The sequence below is a fragment of the Arthrobacter sp. MMS24-T111 genome, assembly GCF_054888995.1.
Map to the genome: position 1 here is coordinate 3632572 of NZ_JBTZRO010000001.1, position 23883 is coordinate 3656454.

A 23883-nucleotide genomic window follows, 5' to 3' on the forward strand; every position below is an offset into this window, starting at 1 on the left:
TTACTCCTCGCCGGTCTGGGCCTGCCCTTCCACCAGCTCGCGGACAGCGTCGATGAATGTACCACCACGGTGAGCGTAGGAAGAGAACTGATCCATGGAGGCCGCTGCCGGAGCCATCAGCACGGTGTCGCCTGATTCAGCGAACCGGGCTGCTGACGCAACGGCCCGGGTCATCACCAGTTCTCCGTTGGCCGGGCAACCGGCCGGTGTGGCACCGGGCGCCGAAGCAGTCTCCACGTCTTCAGTGTCGCCCGCCCCCGGCTCGATGACCGGGACATCCGGCGCGTGTCGCCGCAGGGCCTCACGCAGTGGGCCCGTGTCGGTTCCGATCAGGACCACCGCTTTGAGCCGGTCGGCGTGCTGCCTGACAAGGTCGTCGTAGCTGACGCCCTTCGAGAGTCCACCGGCTATCCAGACCACCTTGGTGAAGGCGGAGAGGGATGCCGACGCGGCGTGCGGGTTGGTGGCTTTCGAGTCGTTGACCCAGAGGACGCCGTTCATGCGAGCCACCGGCTGGATGCGGTGGTCGCCGGGGACATAGTCAAGGATGCCTTGGCGGACGGCCTTGGCTTCAACCCCGTAGGCGCGCACCAGCCCGGCGGCGGCGAGGGCGTTGGCCACCATGTGGCGCGGTGCCAGCGGACCGAGGTCAGCCATGGAGGCGAGTTCCGCTGCACTGTCGCGGCGTTCTTCAATGAACGCCCGGTCCACGAGCAGCCCTTCCACCACGCCGAGCATGCTGATGGCGGGCGTGACCGTGGTGAAGCCCACTGCACGGCAGCCCTCAACGACGTCCGCGTTTTCCACCATGCGCTCGGTTTCAATCTGCTCGGCGTTGTAGATGCAGGCCTTCTGGGTGTGCTCGTAAACCTTGGCCTTGTCCGCCAGGTACGAGTCATAGGAGCCGTGCCAGTCCACGTGGTCCTCGGCTACGTTGAGGCACACGCTTGCCACCGGCGAGAGCGATTCGGCCCAGTGCAGCTGGAAGCTGGAGAGCTCGACGGCGAAAACGTCGTAGTCAACCGGATCGCGGAGGGCATCGAGGATGGGCGTCCCGACATTGCCGACGGCGATGGCCTTGAGCCCGGCGGCCCGGAGCATCGATTCCGTCAGGCCGACCGTGGTGGTCTTTCCGTTTGTTCCCGTGATGGCCAGCCAGTCGGCAGTCTTGCGGCCTTCCCTGATCCGGACCCGCCAGGCGAGTTCGACGTCCCCCCAAACGGGGATGTGGGCACGGGCCGCCGCCGCGAGAAGGGCCTGGTCCGGGCGCCAGCCTGGTGAGGTGACAATGAGTTCGGGGAGTTCGCCGTCGATCAGCGGAACATGGTTGACGGCTTCCGCGCCGAGCAGGACGTCGGCCGCACCCACGATCTTCAGGGTGTCGGCGTGGGCCCGTGCCGTGTCGCTGGTGGCGGCGTCCACCACCACCACGCGTGCGCCGAGTTCGATCAGGGTGTCTGCCGCGGCGAACCCGGAGACGCCGATGCCGGTGACTGCAACACGCAGGCCGGCCCAGTCGGAGTCCCAGGAGACGAGGTTGGCCAAGCGGGGGAAACGGTCACAGCAATACAACCCATTCAGCGTAGAAGATGCCCAGGCCCACGGCGACGAAGAGGCCGCCCAGGATCCAGAACCGGACCACAACGGTGACCTCGGCCCACCCCTTCAGCTCGAAGTGGTGCTGGAGCGGTGCCATCTTGAAGACGCGCTTTCCGCCCGTGGCTTTGAAGTAGCCCACCTGGATGATGACGGACAGGGTGATCAGCACGAAGAGGCCGCCAACGATGCCCAGGAGCAGTTCCGTCCTGGACAGGATGGCGAATCCGGCCACCGCTCCACCGATGGCCAGCGAGCCGGTGTCGCCCATGAAGATCTTGGCCGGCGAGGTGTTCCACCAGAGGAATCCCACCAGGGCTGCACTCAGGATGGCGGCAAGGAGGGCGAGGTCAAGCGGATCCCGGACCAGGTAGCAGCCACTACCGGCTTCGCGTGGAGAGCCACACGCCTGGTTGCTCTGCCATATGCCCATGAGCGTATATGCACCGAACACCATAATGGAGGCGCCGGCGGCCAGGCCGTCCAGGCCGTCGGTGAGGTTGACCCCGTTGGTGGCCGCCGTGACGATCAGGTTGGACCAAATGACGAACAGGATCGCCCCAAGGACGGTCCCGCCGAAGGCGAGATCCAACCATGGGAGGTCCCTGACCAGGGAGATCTTGGTAGACGCCGGAGTGAGCCCTGCGTCGTTGGGAAAGTTCAGCGCCAAGATGGCGAAGATGATGCCTACGGCCGCCTGGAGGATCAGCTTGGCCTTGGCGTTCAACCCAAGGCTCCGCTGCCGGGAGATCTTGATGAAGTCGTCCAGGAATCCGACCAGGCCCATGCCCACCATCAGGAACAGCAGGATCAGGGCAGAAGCGGACGGACCGGGCGAGTCCGGGTTCATCATCAGCATGATGAGGTGGGTGAGCCCGTAGCTGAGCAGCACAGCGGCAACCACGACGGTGCCGCCCATGGTGGGCGTGCCGCGTTTGGTGTGGTGCGAGGTGGGGCCGTCGTCCCGGATGAACTGGCCATAGCCGCGGCGGACCAGCAGCCGGATGAACAAGGGGGTGCCGACGAGGGCGCACAGCAGGGCAAGGCCCGCACCGATCAGGAGAGCAATCACAGCAGAGTGCTCCTTTCGTCGGCAGGTGTCGGGGATGGGGGTAATGCTATCCGATCGCCCAAATGGCGGAGCCCAACGCTGTTGGACGACTTGAACAGCACCAGGTCCCCTGGCTGCAGTTCTGCGTCAAGGATCTGGTAGGCCTCTTCGGTGGTCTCGGCGAAGAGGCATTCGTCGCCCCAGGATCCTTCCTGGACGGCGGAAACGTAGAGTGCACGGGCTTCGCGGCCAACCACCAGCAGCCTGGAGATGTTGAGCCGCACCACCTGGGTGCCCACAGCGGTGTGCTCGCGGATGGAGTCTTCGCCGAGTTCCAGCATGGCCCCCAGCACCGCCCAGGTCCGGCGGCCCCGGCCAAGGTCGGCCAGGGTGCGCAAGGCGGCACGCATTGATTCCGGGTTGGCGTTGTAGGCGTCGTTGATGATGGTGATGCCGTCCGGGCGTTCAGTACGTTCCATCCGCCAGCGGCTCGCGGCGGCCTGCTGGCTCAGTGAATCAGCGATGCGGTCGCCCGGCACCCCTGCGGCCCACGCAGCTGAGGCTGCCGCCACCAGGTTACCCACGTGGTGGGCGCCGATAAGCCGGCTGCGGACGTGCCGTGGCGCTTCGCCGTCCGGCAACTGGAGGTCGAATTCCGGGCAGCCCTCAGCGTTCGTGTCGGCATTCAGCGCCTGTACTACGGCCTCCGGACGGCCTTCCGCGGAAAACCCGAGGACCGTCGCGGAGGTCCGGCTGCGCATCGCAGCCACGCGTTCGTCGTCGAGGTTGATGATCGCGGTGCCCGCGCTGGTGAGTCCTTCCACCATCTCGCCCTTGGCCAGGGCGATGTTCTCCACTCCCCCGAATTCGCCTGCGTGGGCGGTTCCGACGGCGAGCACAACTCCGATGTCGGGCTTGACCATCTCCGCCAGGTAGCGGATGTGGCCAATCCCCGTGGCACCCATTTCAATGACCAGGTAGCGGGTGTCGGTCCCGGCCCGGAAAACCGTCAGCGGGACGCCAACCTCTCCGTTGTAGGAACCCTGTGGCGCCACGGTTGGCCCCTGGGTGGAGAGTATTCCAGCCAGGAGGTCCTTGGTGGTGGTCTTACCCGCTGAACCGGTGATGCCAACCACCGTCAGCTGGTCACCTGCTGCCGAGCGTGCGGCGCGGATCCGCCGGACAGCTTCGGCGGCGAGGGCGCCCATGGCGAGGACGGCGTCGGCAACCAGGACCGTCGGGTAGCCACTGCCGTCCGGCGCAGCGACCGGGCGTTCAACGAGGGCCAGAGTGGCGCCGGCGGCAAAGGCGGCGTCCACGAAGTCGTGGCCGTCGGCCTGTTCGCCCGGCTTCGCGACGTAGAGCGAACCCTGCGTGGCTTCGCGTGAATCCGTCACCACCGAAAGGGGCGTAATTCCGGGATCGGCGTCCAGGCGCCCGTTGGTGATTTCGGCGATTTCCGCCGCAGTAAATGCAATCATCTCGGTCTAGGACTCTATCCGGTCGTCATGGAGAACGTTGAATCCCCTGGCTGTCAAGGCGCTGCGCAGTTCCACCCGGTCGTCCAGGGCGAGGTTGACGCCTTTTACCTCCTGCCAGACCTCGTGGCCGCGGCCTGCGACGAGAACGGTGTCCTGCGGGCGTGCGAGTTCTGCGGCGCGGCGGATGGCCTCCGCCCGCGGGAAGACTTCCAGCAGCTCTGATTCGAGCGATTCATTCTGCACGGCCGCCCGGGCCCCGGCCAGCACGTCCGCGCGGATGGCCGCGGCATCTTCGTCGTGCGGGTCGTCATCGGTAACGATCACAGTGTCAGCGAGCCTCGCGGCGATGGCGCCCATGGCCGGACGCTTGCCTTGGTCCCGCTGCCCCGTGGCGCCGAACACCACGATCAGCCGTGAGCCGGGCTCAGGTGAGCGGACCGCTTCCAGTGCCCGCGCCAGTGCGTCGGTGTTGTGGGCAAAGTCGACGACGGCGGCGGGCCGGTCCGAGACCAGCTGCATGCGGCCCGGGACTTCGACGGTAAAGGGGTCGGCCCTGTCAAGTGCGGCTTGGAGGTCTGCGGCGTCCACGCCGGAGGCAAGGACCATCAGTGCGGCAAGGGCCGCATTGGCAACGTTGAAGCTGCCCGGCAGCCCGGTGTGGAGGTCCAGGACGGCACCTGCCGGCCCCGTAAGGGTGAAGTCGCTTCCGAGCCCGCGCGGCGAAGTCGATGTCACGCGCCAGTCGGCGGGCGTATTGCCGCCGGTGCTGAGCGTGGTGACCGGCACCTGGGCGTTGCCGGCCAGCCGGCGGCCCCACTCGTCGTCGACCGTCACCACGGCCTTCCGGGCGCGTGCGGGGGTGAACAGCTCCGCCTTCGTGGCGAAGTAGCTGTCCATGGTGCGGTGCAGGTCCAAGTGGTCCTGGGTGAGGTTGGTGAATCCGGCCACGTCGAAGAGCAGTCCGTCCACCCGCTGGTAGGAGATGGCGTGGGAGGACACTTCCATGGCTGCGGCGTCCAGCCCGCGTTCGTGCATGAGCGCCAGCAATCCGTGGACCTCGGGCGATTCAGGAGTGGTGAGGAGGCTGGGAATGGGCTCTCCCCGGCCTGGATTTCGATGGTGCCGATCAGGCCCGTGTGCCGCCCCAGGGCCCGCAGGAGCGAGGTGATGAAGTAGGTGGTGGTGGTTTTCCCGTTGGTTCCGGTAACCCCGAAGAGCTGGAGTGGACGGCCAACCGCGGACTGGCTCCGGTAGATCAGGGCGGAGAGGGGCCCCACCTCGTTCCGCGGGCTGTCCACGACCAGCACCGGGACGGGAGTGTCCGCGGCGAGGGCAAGGAGCCGGGCGCCGGCGTCGTCTGTCAGCACTGCGGCCGCACCGGCTTCGATGGCATCCGTGGCGAAGTCCGCGCCGTGCCGGCTTGCTCCGGGGAGCGCCACATACAGGTCGCCGGGCTCCACGGTGCGGGAGTTGATGGAGATGCCGGTGACCTGGACCTCGGCGGCCGGAGCGGGAACTGCTACTCCCAGGGCATTGCCGACGGCGGCCAGCGGGACGGCCGCTACGGCAGCCGGCCGGAAGCGGGCCGGGCTTTCATCCCGGGCAGCGTAGCCGCCGGGTGTGGTGAACTCTGACAAGGGGATCTCCGATGGTGCTAGTGCGTGCCCGCCATGGCTCGCGCCGGGCACTGTTATGCGCTGGATGCTGCTGGTGTTTCCAGCGTGGCGCAGCGGCTACTTCGCGTACTGGGGCAACCTGGCTGGCTCCCCGGTTGAAGGCTGGACGTTGTAGGTCCGCAGCGTCTGGCTCATGACGGACCGGAAGACCGGCCCGTTGGTGATGCCGTAGATGCTGCCCTTCGGCCGCTGGAGCACCACCTCCACAATAAACCGCGGATCATCCATCGGCGCCATTCCAACGATGGAGGCCGTGTAGCCGCAGTAGCCTGATTTGCCGTCGTCACAGGGCGATTCCGACGTGCCGGTCTTGGCGCCCACCCGGTAGCCGTCGATGCCGGCATCCTTGATCTCGCCTTCCGTGACGGCGCTTTCAAGGATGTCCTTGACCTGCTGCGCGGTGCCGCCCGAGACCACCTGGCGTGAGGGTTGGGCCGGGACTTTCTCTTCCGTGCCGTCGGGAGAAATGTACGAATCGATCAGCCGCGGTTGCAGCATGACACCGTTGTTGGCGATGCTCTGGTAGGCGCGGACGGTCTGGAGCGTGGACTGGGAAACGCCCTGTCCAAACAGGACGGTGTACTGCTGGCGTCCGTCCCACTGGTCAGCCGGCGAAAGGATGCCCGCTGCCGTCGCGGGCAGTCCGATGTCAGGCGCTTCGCCGATGCCGAATTTCTTCAGCCAGTCGTAGCGCTGTTCCTTGCTGAGCCGCTGGCCGGCCATGACGGTTCCGGTGTTCATGGAATACCCAATGATGCCCGCCAGGGTCCGTTCCTCGGTCCCGTGGGTAAAGGCGTCACTGAAGGTCTGGCCGTCCACGGTGTACGTAGGCGGAATGGTGAACTTGTCCAGCGGGCTTGCCAGCCCTTCATCGATGACCGCCGCCGCGGTCATCATCTTTTCCACCGATCCGGGCTCGTAGGCCGCGGTCACTGAGCGTGTGCCGCGGTCCTTCGCGGCCACCAGCCCCGGGTTGTTGGGATCGGGGGCGTTGGTGTCCGCCAAGGCGAGGAGGTTGCCGGTCTTGGCATCCATTACGATGATGACGCCCCATTCGGCGCTGAGCTTGTCCGTTTGGCTCTGGATGGCCTGCTGGGCGAAGTACTGGAGGTCGGAGTTGAGGGTCAGCTTGACGTCCTTGCCGTTCTGGGGCGGGGTCAGCTGGTCCAGGCCCACGGGGATGCGCAGTCCATCTGCGCCGATCTCGAACAGCCGCTTGCCGTCCGTGCCCTTCAGCTTGTCATCCTGTGTCTGCTCGATGCCGGCCTGGCCGGTGGTGCCGTCCTGCAGGAATCCCACTACGCCGCCGGCAACCGCGCCGTTGGGGTAGACGCGTTTACTCACGCCCTCGGCAACAATGCCCGGGACCTGGAGCTTGGAGATGCGGTCCTCGACGTCGGGTTTCACGTCCTTGGCCACGATGTAATAGGGCTGCTGGCCGGTCACGGCATCCCGGACGGCGGCGGTGTCCATTCCGAGGGCCGCAGCGAGTTCCGAGATTGCCTGGTCGCGGCTGACGTCCACCAGTTTGTCGTGGCCGTCGGCCTGCGGTTCATAGCGCTTGTAGGAGTCGGTCTTGGTGTTGACGCGCTGGTCCACCACGATGTTGTAGCGGATAACGCTGTTGGCGAGCACGGTGCCGCGGGAGTCCAGGATGCTGCCGCGTTCGGCCGGCAGGATCGCCGAGGTCATCCGGCTGTTCAGGGCTGCTTCCGCCATGCCGCCGACGTCGAGACCCTGGACCAGGAACAACTTCCCGCCCACTACCAGCAGGAGGGTGAGCATGATGCCCAACCCCAGGCGCAAGCGCTTCGTGGCGTTGGGTGCCTTGCCTTTTCCTGCCTTGCCGGTCGTTTGCGCCACCGTGATATTCCTTGCTGTTCGACCTGCTGATTGTCCTGCCTGGCGACTTACTGTCCGGGGACCTTCTGCTGCGGAGCCGGGATGGAGCCGCCGTGCAGTTCAGGCGCCGGAGCTGCGGCCGCGGCCGCTGCTGCGGCCTGCGCGGCGGCTTGTGCCTGTGCTGCCGCCTGGGCCGCCTCCGCTGCCGGGGCCGAGGACGTCCTGCCGGCGTCCGGCGGCGTCGCCTTGCCGGCGGTTGCGTCCTTGGCTGCCGGGGGCACGATGAGCTGGCCCGCCACAGCCGGCGACGGGATGACTGCCCCTGCCGGTGCGCCCTTGACCGCAGGCGTCGCCTTTCCGGTCACGGACAATGTGGACAAGTCGATCTGGCCTTTGACCGTGGAGGCCACCATTCCCAGTTCCGTTGCCTTGGCGGCCAGGTTCTGGGGTGCCTCGAAGTTCTGCACCTGCTGGGTGAGGTCCTGGTTTGCCTTGGTCAAGGAGCTCTGCTTGGCCCGCAGCTCAACGAGCTGGTACTGGGCCGTGGAGACCGAGATGTTGAGGACAAGCACTGCCACCAGCGCGACGGCCAGCATGGCGAAGCACATCACGACGAAGGGGGCCCGGCGCTTGCGCGGTGCCGTGCGGACCACAGAGAGCGGGGTGCGTCCCTTTCGACCTTCGTCAGGGCGGCCCGCCGGCCTGCTGGCGGGCGCCGAGCTGCCGGAAACGACGGGAAAGTTCTTGACGGCGGCGGTGCTCATGCAGCTCTCCTGGCTCTGATTCGTTCTGCGGCACGAAGCCTGGCGGAGGCAGCGCGCGGGTTTTCGGCGATTTCGACGGCGGTGGGCACCTCGGTGCCCTTGGTGAGGGTTTTCAGCTCGGGCTTGTGCTCCTCCAGCTCCACCGGGAAGCCGAGGGGAGCCGATGACTTGGACCGCGCCTGAAACACGCCTTTGACGATCTTGTCTTCCAGCGAGTGGTAGGACATGACCACGATGCGCCCGCCCATTGCCAGGGAGTCGACGGCGGCAGGTACGGCCCGTTCCAGGACGTCAAGTTCCTCGTTGACCTCGATCCGCAACGCCTGGAACGTCCGCTTGGCGGGATGTCCGCCCGACTTGGCGGCCGAGGCAGGGACAACCGAGCGGATTTGTTCCACGAGCTCGCCGGTGGTGGTGAACTCCTTGACGGCGCGGGCCGCGACAATCCGGTTGGCGATGCGTCCCGCAAACTTTTCCTCGCCCCATTTGCGGATGATCCTGACCAGGTCCGCTTCGCTGTACGTGTTGACCACATCCGCCGCCGTTTGGCCCCGGCTGGTGTCCATCCGCATGTCCAGGGGTGCGTCGAAGGAGTAGGCGAAGCCGCGCTCACGCTCATCCAGCTGCAGGGAGGAGACGCCCAGGTCCATGAGGATCCCGTGCACTTCGGCTACGCCGAGGTCCGCCAGCACGTCCGGGATTTCGTCATAGACGGCGTGGACGAGATCGGTCCGTGCCGCGAAAGGCGCCAGCCGCTCCCCAGCGAGGGCAAGCGCTTCTTCGTCGCGGTCGATCCCGATGAGGTGGAGGTCGGGAAACCGCTGGAGCATTGCCTCTGAGTGCCCGCCCATGCCCAGGGTCGCGTCAACGGCTATTGGAGTCTGGCCCCGCCGCCTCGCCGCTTCAAATCCCGGTGCCAACAAATTGATGCACCGGTCCCGCAGGACCGGCACATGGCGTTCGGACGTGGGCTTCGGTTCATCTGTCATGCCTGGTCCTTTCCCGCCGTCGTTGTCACCTGCTGCTTCTGGGACCAGATCCCCATCCGCGCCTACCGTCCTGCCCGCCTGGCTCAGGGGAAGTTGAGCCAGGTTGGCAGCCGATGGGCCGGCTGGAGATCTCATCCAAGAAGCCACCTGCTGCCCGTTCCGGATTCAGAGAATGCCAGGAATGGGATCGTCAGTTTCGGAGAAGGCGGTTTCCTTCTCCGCAAGGTATTCATTCCAAGCCTGGGCGTCCCAGATCTCGGCGCGGGTACCGGCGCCGATCACGGCAAGTTCCCTTCCGAGTCCTGCATACTCCCGGAGCGCCGGTGGAATGGTCACGCGCCCCTGCTTGTCAGGTACCTCGTCCGAGGCTCCAGAGAGAAATACGCGGATGTAGTCACGAGCTTGCTTGGAGGAGATTGGCGCCTCCCGCATCTGCTCGTGGACCCGTGCAAATTCCTTCTCACTGAAGACGTAGATGCAACGTTCCTGGCCCCTTGTGAGCACCAGCCCGCTGGCAAGCTCCTCCCGGAACTTTGCGGGGAGAATGATCCGTCCCTTTTCATCCAGACGTGGCGAGTGAGTGCCCAGAAACACTGGCCCACCGCCTGTCCGCCGTCAGGAACTGCACATCCCCTGTGTTGCAACCACCCTCTTATGCCCTCCACATTACTCCACTTTCCACCACAGTCAACGCAAAACGGCCATTCGAGCACGCCGTTTATGGGATGCGACCCCCGAAAAGACGCGGAAAATGCCCTGGTGGTGGAAAGTGGAGGACTTTTACCCGAATTCGGCCCAGTCGTGACCCTAAAGCGGCTCATCGCCGGTTAACAAGGAAAGGCCCGCCGAAGCGGGCCTTTACGTGCGTTTCCCCTGACGTCAGGGGAGCGAAATGGAGGGGCGGGGCGGCTAAGCCGGGAGGCAGCTCAGGACTCTCCCCTGCGGCGCTCGTCCCAGCGTTCCTCGAGGCTGCTCATGAACGAACTCCGGGGCTTGCCGGCCTTGCCGGTTCTGCCCTTGGAACCAGGGCGGCCCCGGGAACTGCGCATGGTGGCAAAATATACTCCGCCGCCCATGACCACAAAGCCCAGGACACCGACGAAAATGTTCTGGAGGGTGACGCCAACCAGTAACAGGAAGACGCCGGCAAGCGCGCACAGGACCCCGATGACCACGTGCCTCGTGGACCATGAACGCCCGGGGTCCGAACCCATCGAGTTCGCGAACTTCGGATCGTCCTCGTGAAGCTGCTTCTCAAGCTGCTCAAGCAGCTTCTGTTCGTGCTCCGACAGCGGCATCACGACCTCCTTTTGTAGGCCAACGTCCGGGCTGATCCCAGCCACTACTTCTGACCCCTAGAACGTCTGCTGTAGCTGGAAAGTTCCCGTCAGGCCGGCGGCGGCCAAGACGGGAACCTTACATGCAGTCGCGGGGGCGGGAGCATGTCCAAGAGGGTCCGGCAGTAAGTCCATTCACTCGAAAACTATGTATATCTAAGGATAGATTGTTGCGGCCTGATCTGAAAGACGGCAATGACTTCGGCGGTCAGGCCGGTCCATCCGTTTCATCCCCCGACGGGATGTCCGGCTCCATCAGGCGTGCGGGCAGGACGGACTTGCTGCCGAACCTGCGCGTTACCTCGTCCAGCGCCTGCTCGGCGGCCCGCCAGTTCTCATCCCTGCGGTCAATGCTCAGCTGCAGCGAGGTCCGTGCCGCTTCCTCGAGCTGTTCAGCCCTGACCCCCACAAGCCGCACTGTCATAGCCCTGGTTCCGAGGGACTCCAACAACTGGAGTGCTACGGCGTAGATCAGCTGGGCGCTGTCGACGGGCGTGTGGACCGTCCTGCTGCGGGTGATGGTGGAGAAGTCTGCAAACCGGAGCTTCAGGGCTACGGTCCGCGCCACCATGCCCGAGCTGCGCAGCCGGGTCGCCGTCCGGTGGGACAGCCGGAGCAGTTCGCGCCTCAGGAGCGCATCGTCGGCCGTATCCACGGCGAACGTCTCTTCCGCCCCGATGCTCTTTTCCAGCCGCACCGGGGTCACGGGACGGGGGTCAATGCCCCAGGCGAGCTGGTGCACGTGTTCCCCGGTGGCGCCGAGTACCTTCTTAACGAGGAGACCGGGGTTGCTGCGACGTCGGCCACCGTCCTGATGCCCATGTTCGCCAGTGCCTCACCCGTCTTGGCACCGACGCCCCACAGCGCGCCCACCGGGAGGCTGTGGAGGTACGGAACGGTTTCGTCAGGCCCAATCATCAGGAGCCCGTCGGGCTTGCACCGGGTGGAGGCGATCTTGGCCACGAACTTCGTTTCCGCAATTCCCACCGAGGCGGTGATCCCCAGTTCCGCAGCCACCCTGCGCCGGATCAGCTCCCCGATCCCCCTGGGCGGCCCCAGCCGGCGCAGTGCACCGGTGACGTCAAGGAAGGCTTCGTCAACACTCAACGGTTCCACGAGCCCGGTGATGGATTCGAAGATCGCCATCAGTTGCCCGGAGACCTCGTAGTAGAGCTTGTGCCGGGGTTCAATCACCACGGCCTGCGGGCACATCCGCATCGCCACGACCATGGGCATCGCAGACTTAACGCCAAAAGCCCGGGCTTCATAGGAACCCGACAAGACCACCGACCGCTCCCCCGGAAACCCGACAATCACGGGCTTGCCGCGGAGTTCAGGGCGGGTACGGAGTTCGACAGAGACAAAGAAGGCATCCATGTCCACATGCATGATGCAGGAACGCCGGCGGCCCTGAAGGGGCGCGGCGGCTGGCTGGTTCATACCTGCGGGCACCACGGCTGCAATCCTATCGGTTTGCGCCACCCCCTCCGGAGGCTGGCTAAACTGGAGGCTGATTCCGCCCACAACACCAGGAGGAAAGTCCCTGTGACGGCTATCGGAAACTTCAAGCCAGCTGGCCTGGCCGCGCTTGCCGCCGTCGGGGTGCTCGCCCTTGCCGCGTGCAGCCAAGCCCCGTCAGGCCAGGCAGAGTCCTCCCAGACCGCTTCCATTGCCGCCACGCAGTCCACCCTCACGGCCTCGCCCAGCCCATCGGCATCCCCCAACACGTCGGCAACGGTCGGCGCCGTCGTCGAAGGGTTCCCCCAGCAGCTTCTGCCCCTGATGACCGGGGCCACGGTGGTGTCCAGCAGCTTTGACAAGGCATCCACCCCGGCTACGGCCGCGCTGGTGGGCACGGTATCGGCTCCCACCGCCGCCGTCATCGACTTCTACACCAAGGCCCTCGAAGGCCAGGGCTTCAAGGCGGTTCCGGGCGATACGGTGGGCGGGGTTGCCTCCAAGGACTTCGTCCGCGGCGACAATGAGACCGTGAACCTCTCGGTGGTGGAAGCTTCCGGCGTCTCCACGTTCACGATCGGCGCGAACGTCGCAGCTGAGTCGGCCAAGTGACGGCCGCGGAGCAGCTGAGGAATGAACAGGCAGACTTCGTGGCGGGAGTTGCCGGCGAACTGACCGGCTTCCTGACCCAGCGACAGTCCATCATGTCCGGAATCTCGCCGGACATCGAGCCCATCATGGGCTCCATCTCGAACCTGGTCACCGGCGGCAAGCGCCTCCGGGCGCTCATGTGCTACTGGGGCTGGCGCGGCGCCGGCGGGGAGGCCGGAGCCAGGCAGGTTGTGACGGCAGGTGCCGCCCTTGAACTGTTCCAGGCCGCTGCCCTGATCCACGATGACATCATCGACCGTTCAGACACCCGGCGTGGCGGTCCCAGTGTGCATCGGCGTTTCAGCCAGCTGCATACCGCGCAGGGCTGGGCCCTGGACAGCGAACGCTTCGGCCAGGCAGCAGCCATCCTTGCCGGCGACCTTTGCCTGTCCTTCAGCGAGGAAGCGTTCACTGACATCGGCGAGCGTGCTGCCTCCGGCAGCAGGGCACGGCTGATCTTCAACCTCATGCGCGCCGAGGTAATGGCCGGACAGTACTTGGACATCCTGGAGGAAGTGGCGGGGCCGGTCCGGGACCGTGCCGGAGCGGTTGGCAGGGCCCAGTCCATCATCCGGTTCAAGAGCGCCAAGTACTCCACCGAACATCCGCTGGCGCTGGGCGGGGCCTTGGCTGGAGCGTCCAACGAGCTTCTCCGCGGCTACTCGGCTTTCGCCCTGCCGCTCGGCGAAGCATTCCAGCTCCGCGACGACGTCCTGGGGGTATTCGGCGATCCGCTGACCACTGGCAAGCCCGCAGGGGACGATTTGAGGGAAGGCAAGCGCACGGTCCTGGTGGCGCTGGCCCTGGACCAGGCATCCCCCGCTGAGTCGGCCTTTATCGACGCCAGCCTCGGCAGCCCAGGCCTTTCCGAGGCGGACATCCTCGAAATCAGGCGGATCATCGAGGATTCCGGTGCACTGCAGGCTACTGAAGTCCTGATCGGGGAATTCGGCGCCGCGGCATTTGATGCCCTCGACGAGCTCGAGTTGGAGGACCTGCCCAAAACCGCCCTGCGGAGGCTGGCTGAAGCAACGGTCAGCCGAGCCTCCTAAAGCGGGAATTACCAGGCGAGAGTTTGGGCCCTGCGCCTGATTTCCGTTTTGCGGCCTTCCCGCAATGCATCAATCGGGCGGCCGCGCAATGATTCGTCGGCGGTAAACAGCCACACAATGAGGTCTTCATCCGAATAACCCGCATCGGAGAGCACCACAATGGTGCCTTTCAGGCTGTCCACTACCTGGCCATCCTGGATGAATTCTGCGGGAACTGAACGGATCTTCCGCTCCCCAACCCGCACCGCGGCCAAGGCATGATCGTCAATCAGGCCATGGACCTTCGTGACGGAAACATCCAACAAACGTGCGACGTCGGGCAGCGGCAACCACTCGCCCACCAGGTTTTCTACATTACTCACGGACCAAGGTTGCCACGCCGCGCACCTTGTCGCCTAGTCCGAGCAATTCATTTGCCCGTCCGCCCCGGGACACTCCATGAAAGTGGGCATTCCGGGCATTCTCCGGCTTCTTGTGCTAATCGCAAATTCGTGAGAGATTCACTTTGATCACAGTTGTAACACGAATAACTTAAAGTCACAGTAGTATCAAGATTGACAGCGGCATCCCCGCCCGCGTCCGCGCCCGCAGTTGAGAAGAGGATTCTTTCCATGTCGATGTCCCGCTCGCCCAAGCAGCCCCCCAAGCCGAGCCTGCCGATGATTGCCGCCACCACCGCGGCACTGCCAGCGGTTGTCCTGTCATCCTTGGCCCTTGCCCAACCCGCAGCGGCAGCGCAGCCCGTACGCACCATTCCCAGCAGCCTTGCAGCGGCAATGAAGGCCCAGGCAGCTGCCCAGGTTTCAGGCGCGGTCATCCCCGCCTCTTCCGTCTCCACAACCATTCCGGCAACCCTGCAGCCCGCACAGCCGGCGGCCCCCGCGGATTACACCATCGTCCGGGGGGACACCGTGAGCGCGATCGCCGGCCGCTTCGGACTGGACACAGGGGAAATCCTCAAGCTCAACAACCTCCAGCCGAACACCATCATCTACCCCGGCCAGAAGATCAAACTGTCCGGCTCGGCAGCACCGGCAGCCCCTTCGCCGGCTCCCGCAGCGCAGGCCCCGGCAGCGCCGGCCGCCCCGGGCGGCGCCACCTACACGGTGAAGCCTGGAGACACCCTGGGTGCCATTGCCGCGCGGCACAATGTTGGCCTCTCCGACGTCTTTGCCTGGAACAACCTGTCGATGCGCTCCATCATCTACCCCGGCCAGAAGATCAAGGTCAGCGCCGGAGACGCCGCTCCCGCGGCCGCTGCGCCGGCACCGGCGGCTCCCGCCCCGGCTGCTCCCGCACCCGCCTTGGCTGTCACGTCCGCCCCGGCCTCGGGTTCCTACACGATCAAGGCCGGTGACACCCTTTCAGCCATTGCGTCCCGGCACGGGGTCAAGTTGTCGGACCTGCTCTCCGCGAACCAGTTGGGCATGACCACCGTCATCTACCCCGGCAGCAAACTGGTCATCCCCGGCGGCGCCGGACAGGCAAGCCCGCAGCCCGCCCCCGCAGCCCCTCAGCCTGCCGCCGCTCCCCTGGTTCCCAGCACGTTCCTCGGCTTCAGCTACCCGGCTGCGGTCGTGAGTTCGGCCAACGAGAATAAAGCCCTCCTCAACGCGTCCCCTGTCCCTTCGAGGGATGAAATGAAGAACATCGTGGCGGATACCGCACGCCGGATGGGCGTGGATACTTCCCTTGCCCTCGCCTTTGCGTACCAGGAGTCAGGCTTCAACCAGCGGGCCGTGTCACCGGCGAATGCGATCGGCACCATGCAGGTCATTCCCAGCTCGGGGCAGTGGGCATCCGACTTGGTCGGGCGCAAGCTGAACCTGCTCGACCCCTACGACAACGCGACGGCAGGCATCGCCATCCTCCGCCAGTTGCTGGCAACCAGCAAAGACCAGGACACGGCCATCGCCGGGTACTACCAAGGCCAGTACTCGGTCAGCAAGTACGGGATGTACGACGACACCAAGGCCTATGTGGCAGCCATCAAGGCAAACCAGAGAAACTACCGCTGAGCCCCCGGGCATCACCGGCTCCGGATGAAACACCGCGGGTCCGAACCGTTACCGGTTCGGACCCGCTGCCGTTTCGGATGCTTTTCGCCGCGGGATTAGGATCGTAAGGTGCAGGAACACGTGACAGACCCCCTTGCAGGGACACTGGTGGACAACCGCTACGCAGTGGCCTCCAGGCTCGCCCGCGGCGGAATGTCCACCGTCTACCTGGCCGTCGACGAGAGGCTGGACCGCGAAGTGGCGCTCAAGGTGCTCCACCCGCACCTCGCTGCCGACGAAAGCTTCCTTGGCAGGCTCGGCCGCGAAGCGAAGGCCGCCGCGCGCCTCTCGCACCCGCACGTGGTGGGTGTACTGGACCAGGGCAACGACGGCACCACCGCCTACCTCGTCATGGAGTACATCAAGGGCCACACGCTTCGGGACGTCCTCAAGGAACGGGGCGCACTCTCGCCGCGGCTGGCACTGGCCCTGATCGACCCCGTGGTGGAGGGGCTGGGAGCCGCGCACGCAGCGGGCTTCATCCACCGGGACGTCAAGCCGGAGAATGTCCTGATCGCCGATGACGGCAGGATAAAGATTGGCGATTTCGGCCTGGCCCGCGCGGTCACCAGTTCCACCAGCACCGGTGCGCTGATCGGCACCGTCGCCTATATCTCCCCCGAACTGGTCCTGGGCCAACCGGCGGACGAGCGCAGCGATGTCTATTCCGTGGGCATCATGTTGTACGAATTGCTGACGGGGCGGCAGCCGTTCGACGGTGACGTCCCCATCCAGGTCGCCTACCAGCATGTCAACGGAACGGTCGGGCCGCCGTCGGCCTTGGTTCCCGGCCTCGCAGCGGAAGTCGATGAGCTGGTGCAGTGGTGCACCGCCAATGATCCCGAAAACCGGCCGGTCGACGGCAACGCGCTCCTCCAGGAACTGCGCCACATCCGGACCAACCTCACGGATGCCGAGCTCGACCTGCAGCCGCCCGCCGCTGCAGCCGCAGCGGCCCAGCACCAGACCGAGGTCCTGGCCCGCGCCAGCAATCCAACAACCCTTATGCCCCCCGCCCGGCCGGCTGCCCCCGGCTATCCCCCCGGACGGCAACCGCTGCAGCAGGACAGCACGGCCGGAGGGGCTGCTACGGAAGCCCTGATGTTCCACTCCCGGCGGCCGGGCCTCGCACTTCCCGACGACGCCGACGACGCCTGGACTCCCCCGCCGCCACGGCTCAGCAAGCGCGCGCAGCGCCGGTCGGACAGGGAGGACGAAAAGGTCCGCGCGCGGGCAGCCGCCACTCCGGCGCGGACGCTCCGGGACGGCAACCCCCGCCGGCGTGGCATCCTGTGGATCGTCGTCCTCATTGTGGCTGCCCTCCTGGCCACGGGCGCCGGATGGTTTTTCGGCATGGGGCCAGGCGCTGCGGCCGCGGTGCCGGCCGTCGCCAATAAGACGGTGGCGCAGGCCCAGCAGCTGCTCAACGGGGTGGGTTTCCATTCCACCACCAGCGATGTCTTCGATGACCAGGTGCCCACCGGGCTGGTGGTGGGCAGCGATCCGTCCGCCGGAACGGAGATCCGGAAATTCCAGCCGGTCTCCCTGCTGGTCTCGAAGGGACCGCAACTTTTCCCCCTGCCCAAACTCACAGGCGGAACCCTGACGGACGCGAAGAACTCCCTCAATGCAGCCCAAATGGCGCTGGGAGCGGTCACAGAACAATACGACGACCAGGCCGCGGCCGGCACGGTGCTCTCACAAAATCCAGCAGCCGGCACTCCCGCCCGGCACGGCACGCCCGTGGAGATGGTGGTGTCCAAGGGACCGCAGCCGATCCCCGTTCCCAGTGTCGTTGGCAAAGCCAAGGACGATGCCGTCGCCGCGATCAAGGCCGCGGGACTGACTGCCGACACATCACCCGATGCGGTATTCGACAAATCCGTTCCCGAGGGCGCCGTGGTCGGCCAGTCCCCGGCCACCGGGACACTGACCCGCGGCGGGACGGTCACCCTAACCCTTTCCAAGGGGCCAAAGATGGTGGATGTCCCCAGCTTCATCGGCAAGCAGGCTGCAGAAGCGCGGAAGGCCCTGGAAGCGCTGGGCTTCCAAGTCCGTGTCAACAACATCCTCGGCGGCTTCTTCGGCACCGTCCGGGACCAGGAACCGGTGAACCGGAAGGCCCCGGAAGGTTCCGTCATCACCATCACCGTGGTGTAGGAGGGTGGGGCCGGCAGTGCCGGCCCCCAACCAACTAGTTCTTGGCGAGGGCCCCAGCGACGAGGAACGCCATTTCCAGCGATTGCATATGGTTCAGGCGGGGATCGCACACTGATTCGTAGCGGTCCAGGAAGGCATCCTGGTCGATCGGGTCCGCGCCGCCGAGGCACTCGGCCACATCGTCGCCGGTCATCTCCACGTGGAGGCCACCGGGTACCGTACCCAACCCGTGGTGCACTTCAAAGAAGCCGCGCACTTCGTCGATGACGTCGTCGAAATTGCGCGTCTTGTAGCCGTTGGGCGACGTAACGGTGTTGCCGTGCATGGGGTCGGTGACCCACAGCACCTGGGCACCGGACGCTGTGACCTTCTCGACGACGGCAGGCAGCTTCTCGCGGATGTTGCCGGCACCCATGCGGGTAATGAAGGTCAGGCGGCCAGGCTCGCGGTCAGGGTCCAGCTTGTCGATCAGGCGCAGGGCGTCGTCACCAGTGGTGGACGGGCCGAGCTTGACCCCGATGGGGTTGCGCACCCGCGAAAGGAAGTCCACATGTGCGTGGTCCAGCTCCCGGGTACGCTCCCCGATCCACAGGAAATGGGCCGAGGTGTCGTAAGGGAAACCGGTGCGGGAGTCGATGCGCGTCAGGGCGCGCTCGTAGTCCAGAAGCAGTGCCTCGTGGCTGGCGAAGAACTCCACCCGCTTGAGGGCTTCGAAGTCGGCGCCGCAGGAATCCATGAACTTAATGGCGCGGTCGATGTCCCGGGCCAGTGACTCGTAGCGCGCGTGGGCCGGGTTTTCGGTGAACCCCTTGTTCCACTGGTGCACCGAGCGGAGGTCCGCGAATCCACCCTGGGTGAAGGCCCGGATGAGGTTCAGGGTGGACGCCGAGGTGTGGTAGGCGCGGAGCATCCTGGCGGCGTCATGGCCGCGGGACTCGGGCGTGAAATCGTAGCCGTTGACAATGTCGCCGCGGTAGGCGGGCAGCGTGACGCCGTCGCGGGTTTCGTCGTTTGAGGAACGGGGCTTGGCGAACTGGCCCGCCATCCGGCCCATCTTGATGACCGGCATGGCCGCCCCGTACGTGAGTACCACTGCCATCTGCAGAATGGTCTTGACGCGGGCACTGATCTTGTCCGCCGTGGCGGCCTCGAACGTTTCGGCGCAGTCGCCGCCCTGCAGCAGGAAGGCCTTGCCCTGGGCCGCAGCGGCGAGCCGCTCGCGCAGCACGTCCACTTCACCGGCGAACACCAGCGGGGGAAGGACGGAAAGTTCCTTCACCGAGGCTTCGAAGACGCCGCGGTCCTGCCAGCTGGGCTGCTGCGAAATGGGAAGGTCCCGCCAGTTGTCGAGTCCGGGATAGTTGGCCGCCCCGCTCTGGGCGGTACTTGACAGCGAAAAGGCAGGTTTTGCGGATAGCTCAGTCACCATCTAAGACTAGCGTCCGGGCGGGACCGGCGGGCACAGCGTCGTCACTCAGCCCGGCCCCGGCGTCACAACGGCACTGGAAACCCCCGTGCCACTAGATGGCGGCGGATGTCCCGGCGTCGCCCTCCGCGGCCGGAGTGCCTTCCGCCGGTGCCTTTGTGCCGCTGCCGTGGACGAATTCGCCTTCGGCCGCAACCGGCGCCGCCAGTGGCTGGGCTGCCGCCCGGGGTTCCACGGGCTTGCCGGCAAGCCGGAGCTTAACCACGGCGGCGTACTCGTCCACGTACTCCTGGCCGGACAGCCGCATCAGGTTGGTCATGATCTCGTCCGTGACAAGCCGCTGCACGGTGCGGTCTTCCGCCTGCTCGCGATATTGGCTGAAGTCCAGCGGCTCGCCGAAGATCATGCCGATCCTGCGGATGTTGGGCAGCCGCTTGCCGATGGGCTGGACTTTGTCGGTGCCGATCATGGCCACGGGAATGACGGGAACGCCCGCCTGCAGCGCCAGCCGGGCCACGCCCACTTTCCCGCGGTACAACCGGGCGTCCGGGCTGCGCGTGCCCTCGGGGTAGATGCCCAGCAGCCCCCCTGAGGTGAGCACGTCCATCCCGGCGTTCAGGGACGCCGCCGAGGCCGCGCCACCGGACCGGTCCATGGGCAGCTGGTTGGTCAGGCGGAAGAACGCCGCCGTCAACCTGCCCTTGATCCCGGTTCCCGTGAAATACTCCGATTTGGCCAGGAACACCACCGGGCGGCGGACCATGAGCGGCATGAAGATGGAATCCGAGAATGACAGGTGGTTGGAGGCGATAATTGCAGCCCCCTGCGCCGGGATGTTGTCCAGGCCCTTGACCCACGGCCGGAAAAGCAGCTTGATCACCGGACCGAGGAAGATCCTTTTCATGACCCAATAGAACACGTGGCGAACCTCTCCGGAAGGCGGCTCCCAGCCCCGGCGTCGGGCCTGGCCAGCGATTCAATGCAACCCTACTCTAGTGAGATTTGGCAGGAACAGTGACACGATGGAGTCATGACTGAAAGCAGCACCCCGCCCCGAACGGCCGCTTTCAGCTATCCAGGCCACGGCCCCAATGCGCGGATTGGCATCGCCATCTCCCACGGGTTCACCGGCAGCCCGTTGAGCGTGCTGCCGTGGGCAATGCACCTGGCGGACCAGGGATACGCCGTGTCCGTTCCCCTGCTGCCGGGGCACGGAACCGACTGGCGCCAGCTCGCCCGGACGGGGTGGCAGGACTGGTACCGCAGTTACGAGGAAGCCTTCCTTGACCTTTCCGCGCGGACGGATATGACGTTTACGGCCGGCCTGTCCATGGGCGGTGCCATCGCCCTGCTCGCGGCCTCCCGCCACCACGTTGCGGGCGTGACCATCGTCAACCCGGGCCTGAGCTTCTACGACCGCCGGGTGCGGGTGATCGGTGTCCTCAAGTACTTCCAGCGGACCACGATCCCCATCCAGGAGGACCAGCCTACGGCGGCAGCAACGGACGACGGCGACTATTCGCGGACTCCGCTGGCGGCCGTGCATGAGCTCAAGAAGCTCTTTGGCGCCGCAATCCGCGGGCTGCCGAAAGTGGACGCCCCGGTCCAGGTCTTCAAGTCGCGGACGGACGCCGTGGTCCCGCCAACATCCCTGGCCCTCCTGGAGAAGGGGCTGCGGGGAAACCTCGCCGAGGCGGTGGAGCTTGCCAGCAGCGGACATGTGGCTACTCTGGACGTGGACGCGCCCGCGATCTTCGAGAAATCGGAAGCATTCGTCGCCGCCCACGCCCGCCGCACCAGTACCTTGGAGACGCCATGACCTCCGGCCCCGACCACAGCCCCTTCTCCAGCGCCTTCAGCGGCGAGGGTCCCCGCACCGGAATCGTCCTGTCCCACGGCTTCACGGGAAGCCCGCATGGTTTGCGGGCCTGGGCCACGGCATTCGCCGCGGCCGGTTTCGCCGTCCGGATGCCGCTGCTTCCGGGCCACGGCACGACGTGGCAGGACCTCTCGCGGACCCGCTGGCAGCAATGGCACGGCGCCCTCGATGAGGCGTTCCTCGAACTGGACGCCCAGTGCGACCGGGTTTTCGCTGCCGGCCTGAGCATGGGCGGAGCCCTGGCCCTGCGGATTGCCGCAACCAGGCCGGTGGCGGGAGTGGTCCTGGTGAACCCCGGCCTGGTGGTCGACGACCCCCGCGCGCCGCTGGCGGGCATCCTGAAGCTGGTCCTGAAGAGCACCCCGTCCATCGGCAACGACATCCTTAAAGCCGGCGTGGATGAGGGCGCTTACGCACGCACCCCGGTGGCCGCCGCCCACGAACTCAACAAGATGTTCAAGGACACCGTCCGGCTCCTCCCCGGATCACCGCCCCGGTCCAGGTGTACCGGTCAACCGTGGACCATGTGGTGTCCGATGCCAGCATGGCCGTCCTCCGGCGTGGGCTGGCGAACGCGCCCCTGGACGTGGTCCGGCTGGAAAACAGTTACCACGTCGCCACCCTGGACAACGACGCCGAGCTCATCTTCGAGGGCTCGGTGGACTTCATTCGGCGGGTCCTGAACGCTGCGCCCCCGGCCAGTCCCGCCGCGGCAGGGCAGGAGGGCCGCCATGAACAGGCATGATGCGGGCCAGCCGGACCCGGGAGCCAGCCAGGACGACGCCGTCTGGCTGGACCTGGTGGCACGGCTCGAATCGGACACCGTGGCAACGCGCCCAGATACCCCGGCGGGCGGCCAGCTGCCACCGTCGGGGAAGGCGACCGGCACGCCGGAAACCGGCCAGCCGCCGTCGTTCCAGGACTTCGATCCCCTGGGGCTGGCCGGTATGCCGCCTGCCGAGCTGTCGGCGGCGGAGCGCGAGGCGGCAGCCGCCGGCGGGACGGGAACAGAGCCAGCCGGCCCGTCCGAGGGACCCCGGGACTATGAGGTGGACGACGACGGCGGTGAGTTCGTGCCGGAGGAACCGCCCAGCCTGGCCGGCACCGATCCGCTGACCATGCTGGCGTGGCTGGGAGCCGTGGGCGGACCGGTGGCGCTGCTGTTGTCGGCAATGTTCTGGCGGTCGGCACCCCTGCTGGCGATCGTTGGCATTGTTGCCGTCTTCGTGCTCGCGACCGTGTACCTGATCATGAAGCTGCCCCAGGAAAAGAACGGCGACGACGACGGCGCGAGGGTCTAGCGGGGCTGGCCGCCAGGTCAGCTGCGGACGCGGCTGCTGACGCGGGAGAGGTCCGCCGCACCGATCAGGCCGGCGTTGGGACCCAGGGCCGCCAGTTCGATGGCTGCTTCCGGCCGGAAGCCACGGCCCGTGAGGTTCCGGGAGAACGCCTTGCGGGCCGGCTGCACCAGCAGGTCACCCGCAGAGCACAAGCCTCCGCCGATGACGAACATGCCTGGATCGAGGGCTGCGGCCAGGTTGGCCAGTCCCAGGCCAAGCCATTCGCCCACTTCCTCGATCAGCTCGCGCGAGGCACGGTCGCCTGCCAAGGCCAGTTCCGTGACGATTGCACCCGTGATGGCTTCCGGACGTCCGCCCACGGCCGCAAGCAGGTCCTGGGCTACGGGCGAATTTGCCCGGGCGAGGAGACGCGCCTCCCGGCCCAGGGCATTGCCCGACGCGTACTGTTCCCAGCATCCGCGGTTGCCGCATTCGCACCGGTGGCCGCCGGGCATGATGATCTGGTGGCCAAACTCGCCAGCAACTCCGAAGCGGCCGCGTTCCACCCTGCCGTCCATCACCATGGCGCCGCCGATTCCAGTACCAAGGGTGATGCACACCAGGCGGTCCTCCCCTTGGCCGGCACCGAAGCGCCATTCGGCCCAGGCCGCAGCATCGGCGTCGTTGGTCAGCAGCACGGGGCGGCGAAGGAGCCGCTGCAGGTTCTCGCGGAGAGGCTCGTTGCGCCAGGCCAGGTGCGGGCTGAAGAGGACGGTTCCGCCGGCCAGGTCCATCCATCCTGCGGCGCCGATTCCCACCGACCAGATGCGGTGGCCCCGGCCCAGTTCCTCGACGAGTTCCACGATGACCTGCTCCACCGCCCGCGGGTCGGTGCCCGGCGTGGACCGGCGCGCTTCGCTGAGAATCCTGCCTTCGGCGTCCACAACGCCCGCGGCGACCTTGGTCCCCCCGATATCGATCCCGATGGCCAATCCCTTGCGGCCAAGGCGGAGGTGCCCGCGGACTCCACCGCTGTGCAACCGTCCGGGGCGCTGGATAGCGGGACGGCGCCGCCAGGGAGCCGGTCTTCCAAGGGGGCCGGCCTGATCGCCGGGCAACGCTCCGTACATAGTCCACCATTCTAGGCGGGCACCGGAATTGTCTTGACATACACCGCCGGACGC

19 protein-coding genes and 2 pseudogenes are annotated in these 23883 nt (G+C 66.3%); 7 read left to right on the forward strand and 14 right to left on the reverse strand.

The window, feature by feature from the left end:
- From murD to dinB, 10 genes and pseudogenes are all read right to left on the reverse strand, one after another.
- Positions 1-1545 (reverse strand): UDP-N-acetylmuramoyl-L-alanine--D-glutamate ligase, encoded by a 1545-nt coding sequence (murD, locus tag ACX5I6_RS17045; RefSeq protein WP_461841243.1) that lies wholly within the window; start codon positions 1543-1545, stop codon positions 1-3.
- 13 nt (positions 1546-1558) lie between these two features.
- Positions 1559-2668 (reverse strand): phospho-N-acetylmuramoyl-pentapeptide-transferase, encoded by a 1110-nt coding sequence (gene mraY, locus ACX5I6_RS17050; protein WP_018763551.1) that lies wholly within the window; start codon positions 2666-2668, stop codon positions 1559-1561.
- Entirely contained in the window at positions 2665-4128 is a 1464-nt protein-coding gene (locus ACX5I6_RS17055) for a UDP-N-acetylmuramoyl-tripeptide--D-alanyl-D-alanine ligase (RefSeq protein ID WP_461841244.1), read from the reverse strand. Before ACX5I6_RS17055 ends, mraY begins: the two co-directional genes overlap by 4 nt.
- Positions 4129-4134: 6 nt before the next feature.
- Positions 4135-5765: pseudogene (locus ACX5I6_RS17060) on the reverse strand (UDP-N-acetylmuramoyl-L-alanyl-D-glutamate--2,6-diaminopimelate ligase).
- Between the two features lie 96 nt (positions 5766-5861).
- Positions 5862-7667 carry a peptidoglycan D,D-transpeptidase FtsI family protein gene (locus ACX5I6_RS17065; protein WP_461841245.1) on the reverse strand — a complete coding sequence of 602 codons (1806 nt, stop codon included), beginning with the start codon at positions 7665-7667 and terminating at the stop codon, positions 5862-5864.
- 47 nt (positions 7668-7714) lie between these two features.
- On the reverse strand, positions 7715-8410 hold the full coding sequence (locus ACX5I6_RS17070) for a cell division protein FtsL (protein WP_285248987.1): 696 nt from the start codon (positions 8408-8410) through the stop codon (positions 7715-7717).
- The gene (gene rsmH / locus ACX5I6_RS17075) at positions 8407-9399 is read right to left on the reverse strand and encodes a 16S rRNA (cytosine(1402)-N(4))-methyltransferase RsmH (RefSeq protein WP_461841246.1); all 993 of its coding nucleotides are present in this window, start codon (positions 9397-9399) and stop codon (positions 8407-8409) included. The genes ACX5I6_RS17070 and rsmH overlap by 4 nt, the downstream gene beginning before the upstream one ends.
- Before the next feature lie 165 nt (positions 9400-9564).
- The gene (mraZ, locus tag ACX5I6_RS17080; RefSeq protein WP_018763545.1) at positions 9565-9993 is read right to left on the reverse strand and encodes a division/cell wall cluster transcriptional repressor MraZ; all 429 of its coding nucleotides are present in this window, start codon (positions 9991-9993) and stop codon (positions 9565-9567) included.
- Between the two features lie 332 nt (positions 9994-10325).
- Entirely contained in the window at positions 10326-10697 is a 372-nt protein-coding gene (locus tag ACX5I6_RS17085) for a DUF3040 domain-containing protein (protein WP_461841247.1), read from the reverse strand.
- 247 nt (positions 10698-10944) lie between these two features.
- Positions 10945-12176: pseudogene (gene dinB, locus ACX5I6_RS17090) on the reverse strand (DNA polymerase IV).
- A gap of 105 nt (positions 12177-12281) precedes the next feature.
- Here dinB and ACX5I6_RS17095 point away from each other — a divergent pair.
- Together ACX5I6_RS17095 and ACX5I6_RS17100 are read left to right on the forward strand one after the other, a co-directional pair.
- Positions 12282-12806 (forward strand): hypothetical protein, encoded by a 525-nt coding sequence (locus ACX5I6_RS17095; protein WP_461841248.1) that lies wholly within the window; start codon positions 12282-12284, stop codon positions 12804-12806.
- Entirely contained in the window at positions 12803-13897 is a 1095-nt protein-coding gene (locus tag ACX5I6_RS17100) for a polyprenyl synthetase family protein (RefSeq protein ID WP_461841249.1), read from the forward strand. Before ACX5I6_RS17095 ends, ACX5I6_RS17100 begins: the two co-directional genes overlap by 4 nt.
- 8 nt (positions 13898-13905) lie before the next feature.
- Here the strand turns inward: ACX5I6_RS17100 and ACX5I6_RS17105 are convergent, their stop codons facing one another.
- Positions 13906-14238: an Rv2175c family DNA-binding protein gene (locus ACX5I6_RS17105; protein ID WP_018763540.1), complete on the reverse strand. Its 333-nt coding sequence runs from the start codon at positions 14236-14238 to the stop codon at positions 13906-13908.
- Positions 14239-14508: 270 nt separating this feature from the next.
- Here ACX5I6_RS17105 and ACX5I6_RS17110 point away from each other — a divergent pair, with 270 nt between their 5' ends.
- Together ACX5I6_RS17110 and pknB are read left to right on the forward strand one after the other, a co-directional pair.
- Entirely contained in the window at positions 14509-15915 is a 1407-nt protein-coding gene (locus ACX5I6_RS17110) for a LysM peptidoglycan-binding domain-containing protein (protein ID WP_461841250.1), read from the forward strand.
- A 108-nt stretch (positions 15916-16023) separates the two neighbouring features.
- A complete protein-coding gene (pknB, locus tag ACX5I6_RS17115) occupies positions 16024-18114 on the forward strand; it encodes a Stk1 family PASTA domain-containing Ser/Thr kinase (protein ID WP_461841251.1) in 2091 nt (696 codons plus the stop codon).
- 34 nt (positions 18115-18148) lie between these two features.
- Here pknB and ACX5I6_RS17120 read toward each other — a convergent pair whose 3' ends face one another.
- Together ACX5I6_RS17120 and ACX5I6_RS17125 are read right to left on the reverse strand one after the other, a co-directional pair.
- On the reverse strand, positions 18149-19543 hold the full coding sequence (locus ACX5I6_RS17120; RefSeq protein WP_018763537.1) for a class II 3-deoxy-7-phosphoheptulonate synthase: 1395 nt from the start codon (positions 19541-19543) through the stop codon (positions 18149-18151).
- Positions 19544-19634: 91 nt separating this feature from the next.
- Entirely contained in the window at positions 19635-20459 is an 825-nt protein-coding gene (locus ACX5I6_RS17125) for a lysophospholipid acyltransferase family protein (RefSeq protein WP_461841252.1), read from the reverse strand.
- Between the two features lie 111 nt (positions 20460-20570).
- Here ACX5I6_RS17125 and ACX5I6_RS17130 point away from each other — a divergent pair, with 111 nt between their 5' ends.
- Genes ACX5I6_RS17130 through ACX5I6_RS17140 form a run of 3 tightly spaced genes read left to right on the forward strand, consistent with a single transcriptional unit; the run spans position 20571 to position 22720 of the window.
- The gene (locus ACX5I6_RS17130) at positions 20571-21359 is read left to right on the forward strand and encodes an alpha/beta hydrolase (protein WP_461841253.1); all 789 of its coding nucleotides are present in this window, start codon (positions 20571-20573) and stop codon (positions 21357-21359) included.
- Entirely contained in the window at positions 21356-22102 is a 747-nt protein-coding gene (locus ACX5I6_RS17135) for an alpha/beta hydrolase (protein WP_461841254.1), read from the forward strand. The genes ACX5I6_RS17130 and ACX5I6_RS17135 overlap by 4 nt, the downstream gene beginning before the upstream one ends.
- A gap of 48 nt (positions 22103-22150) precedes the next feature.
- Entirely contained in the window at positions 22151-22720 is a 570-nt protein-coding gene (locus ACX5I6_RS17140) for a hypothetical protein (RefSeq protein ID WP_461841255.1), read from the forward strand.
- Positions 22721-22737: 17 nt separating this feature from the next.
- Here ACX5I6_RS17140 and ACX5I6_RS17145 read toward each other — a convergent pair whose 3' ends face one another.
- Complete coding sequence (locus ACX5I6_RS17145; RefSeq protein ID WP_461841256.1) at positions 22738-23829, reverse strand: ROK family glucokinase; 1092 nt, start codon at positions 23827-23829, stop codon at positions 22738-22740.
- Between the last annotated feature and the right edge of the window lie 54 nt (positions 23830-23883).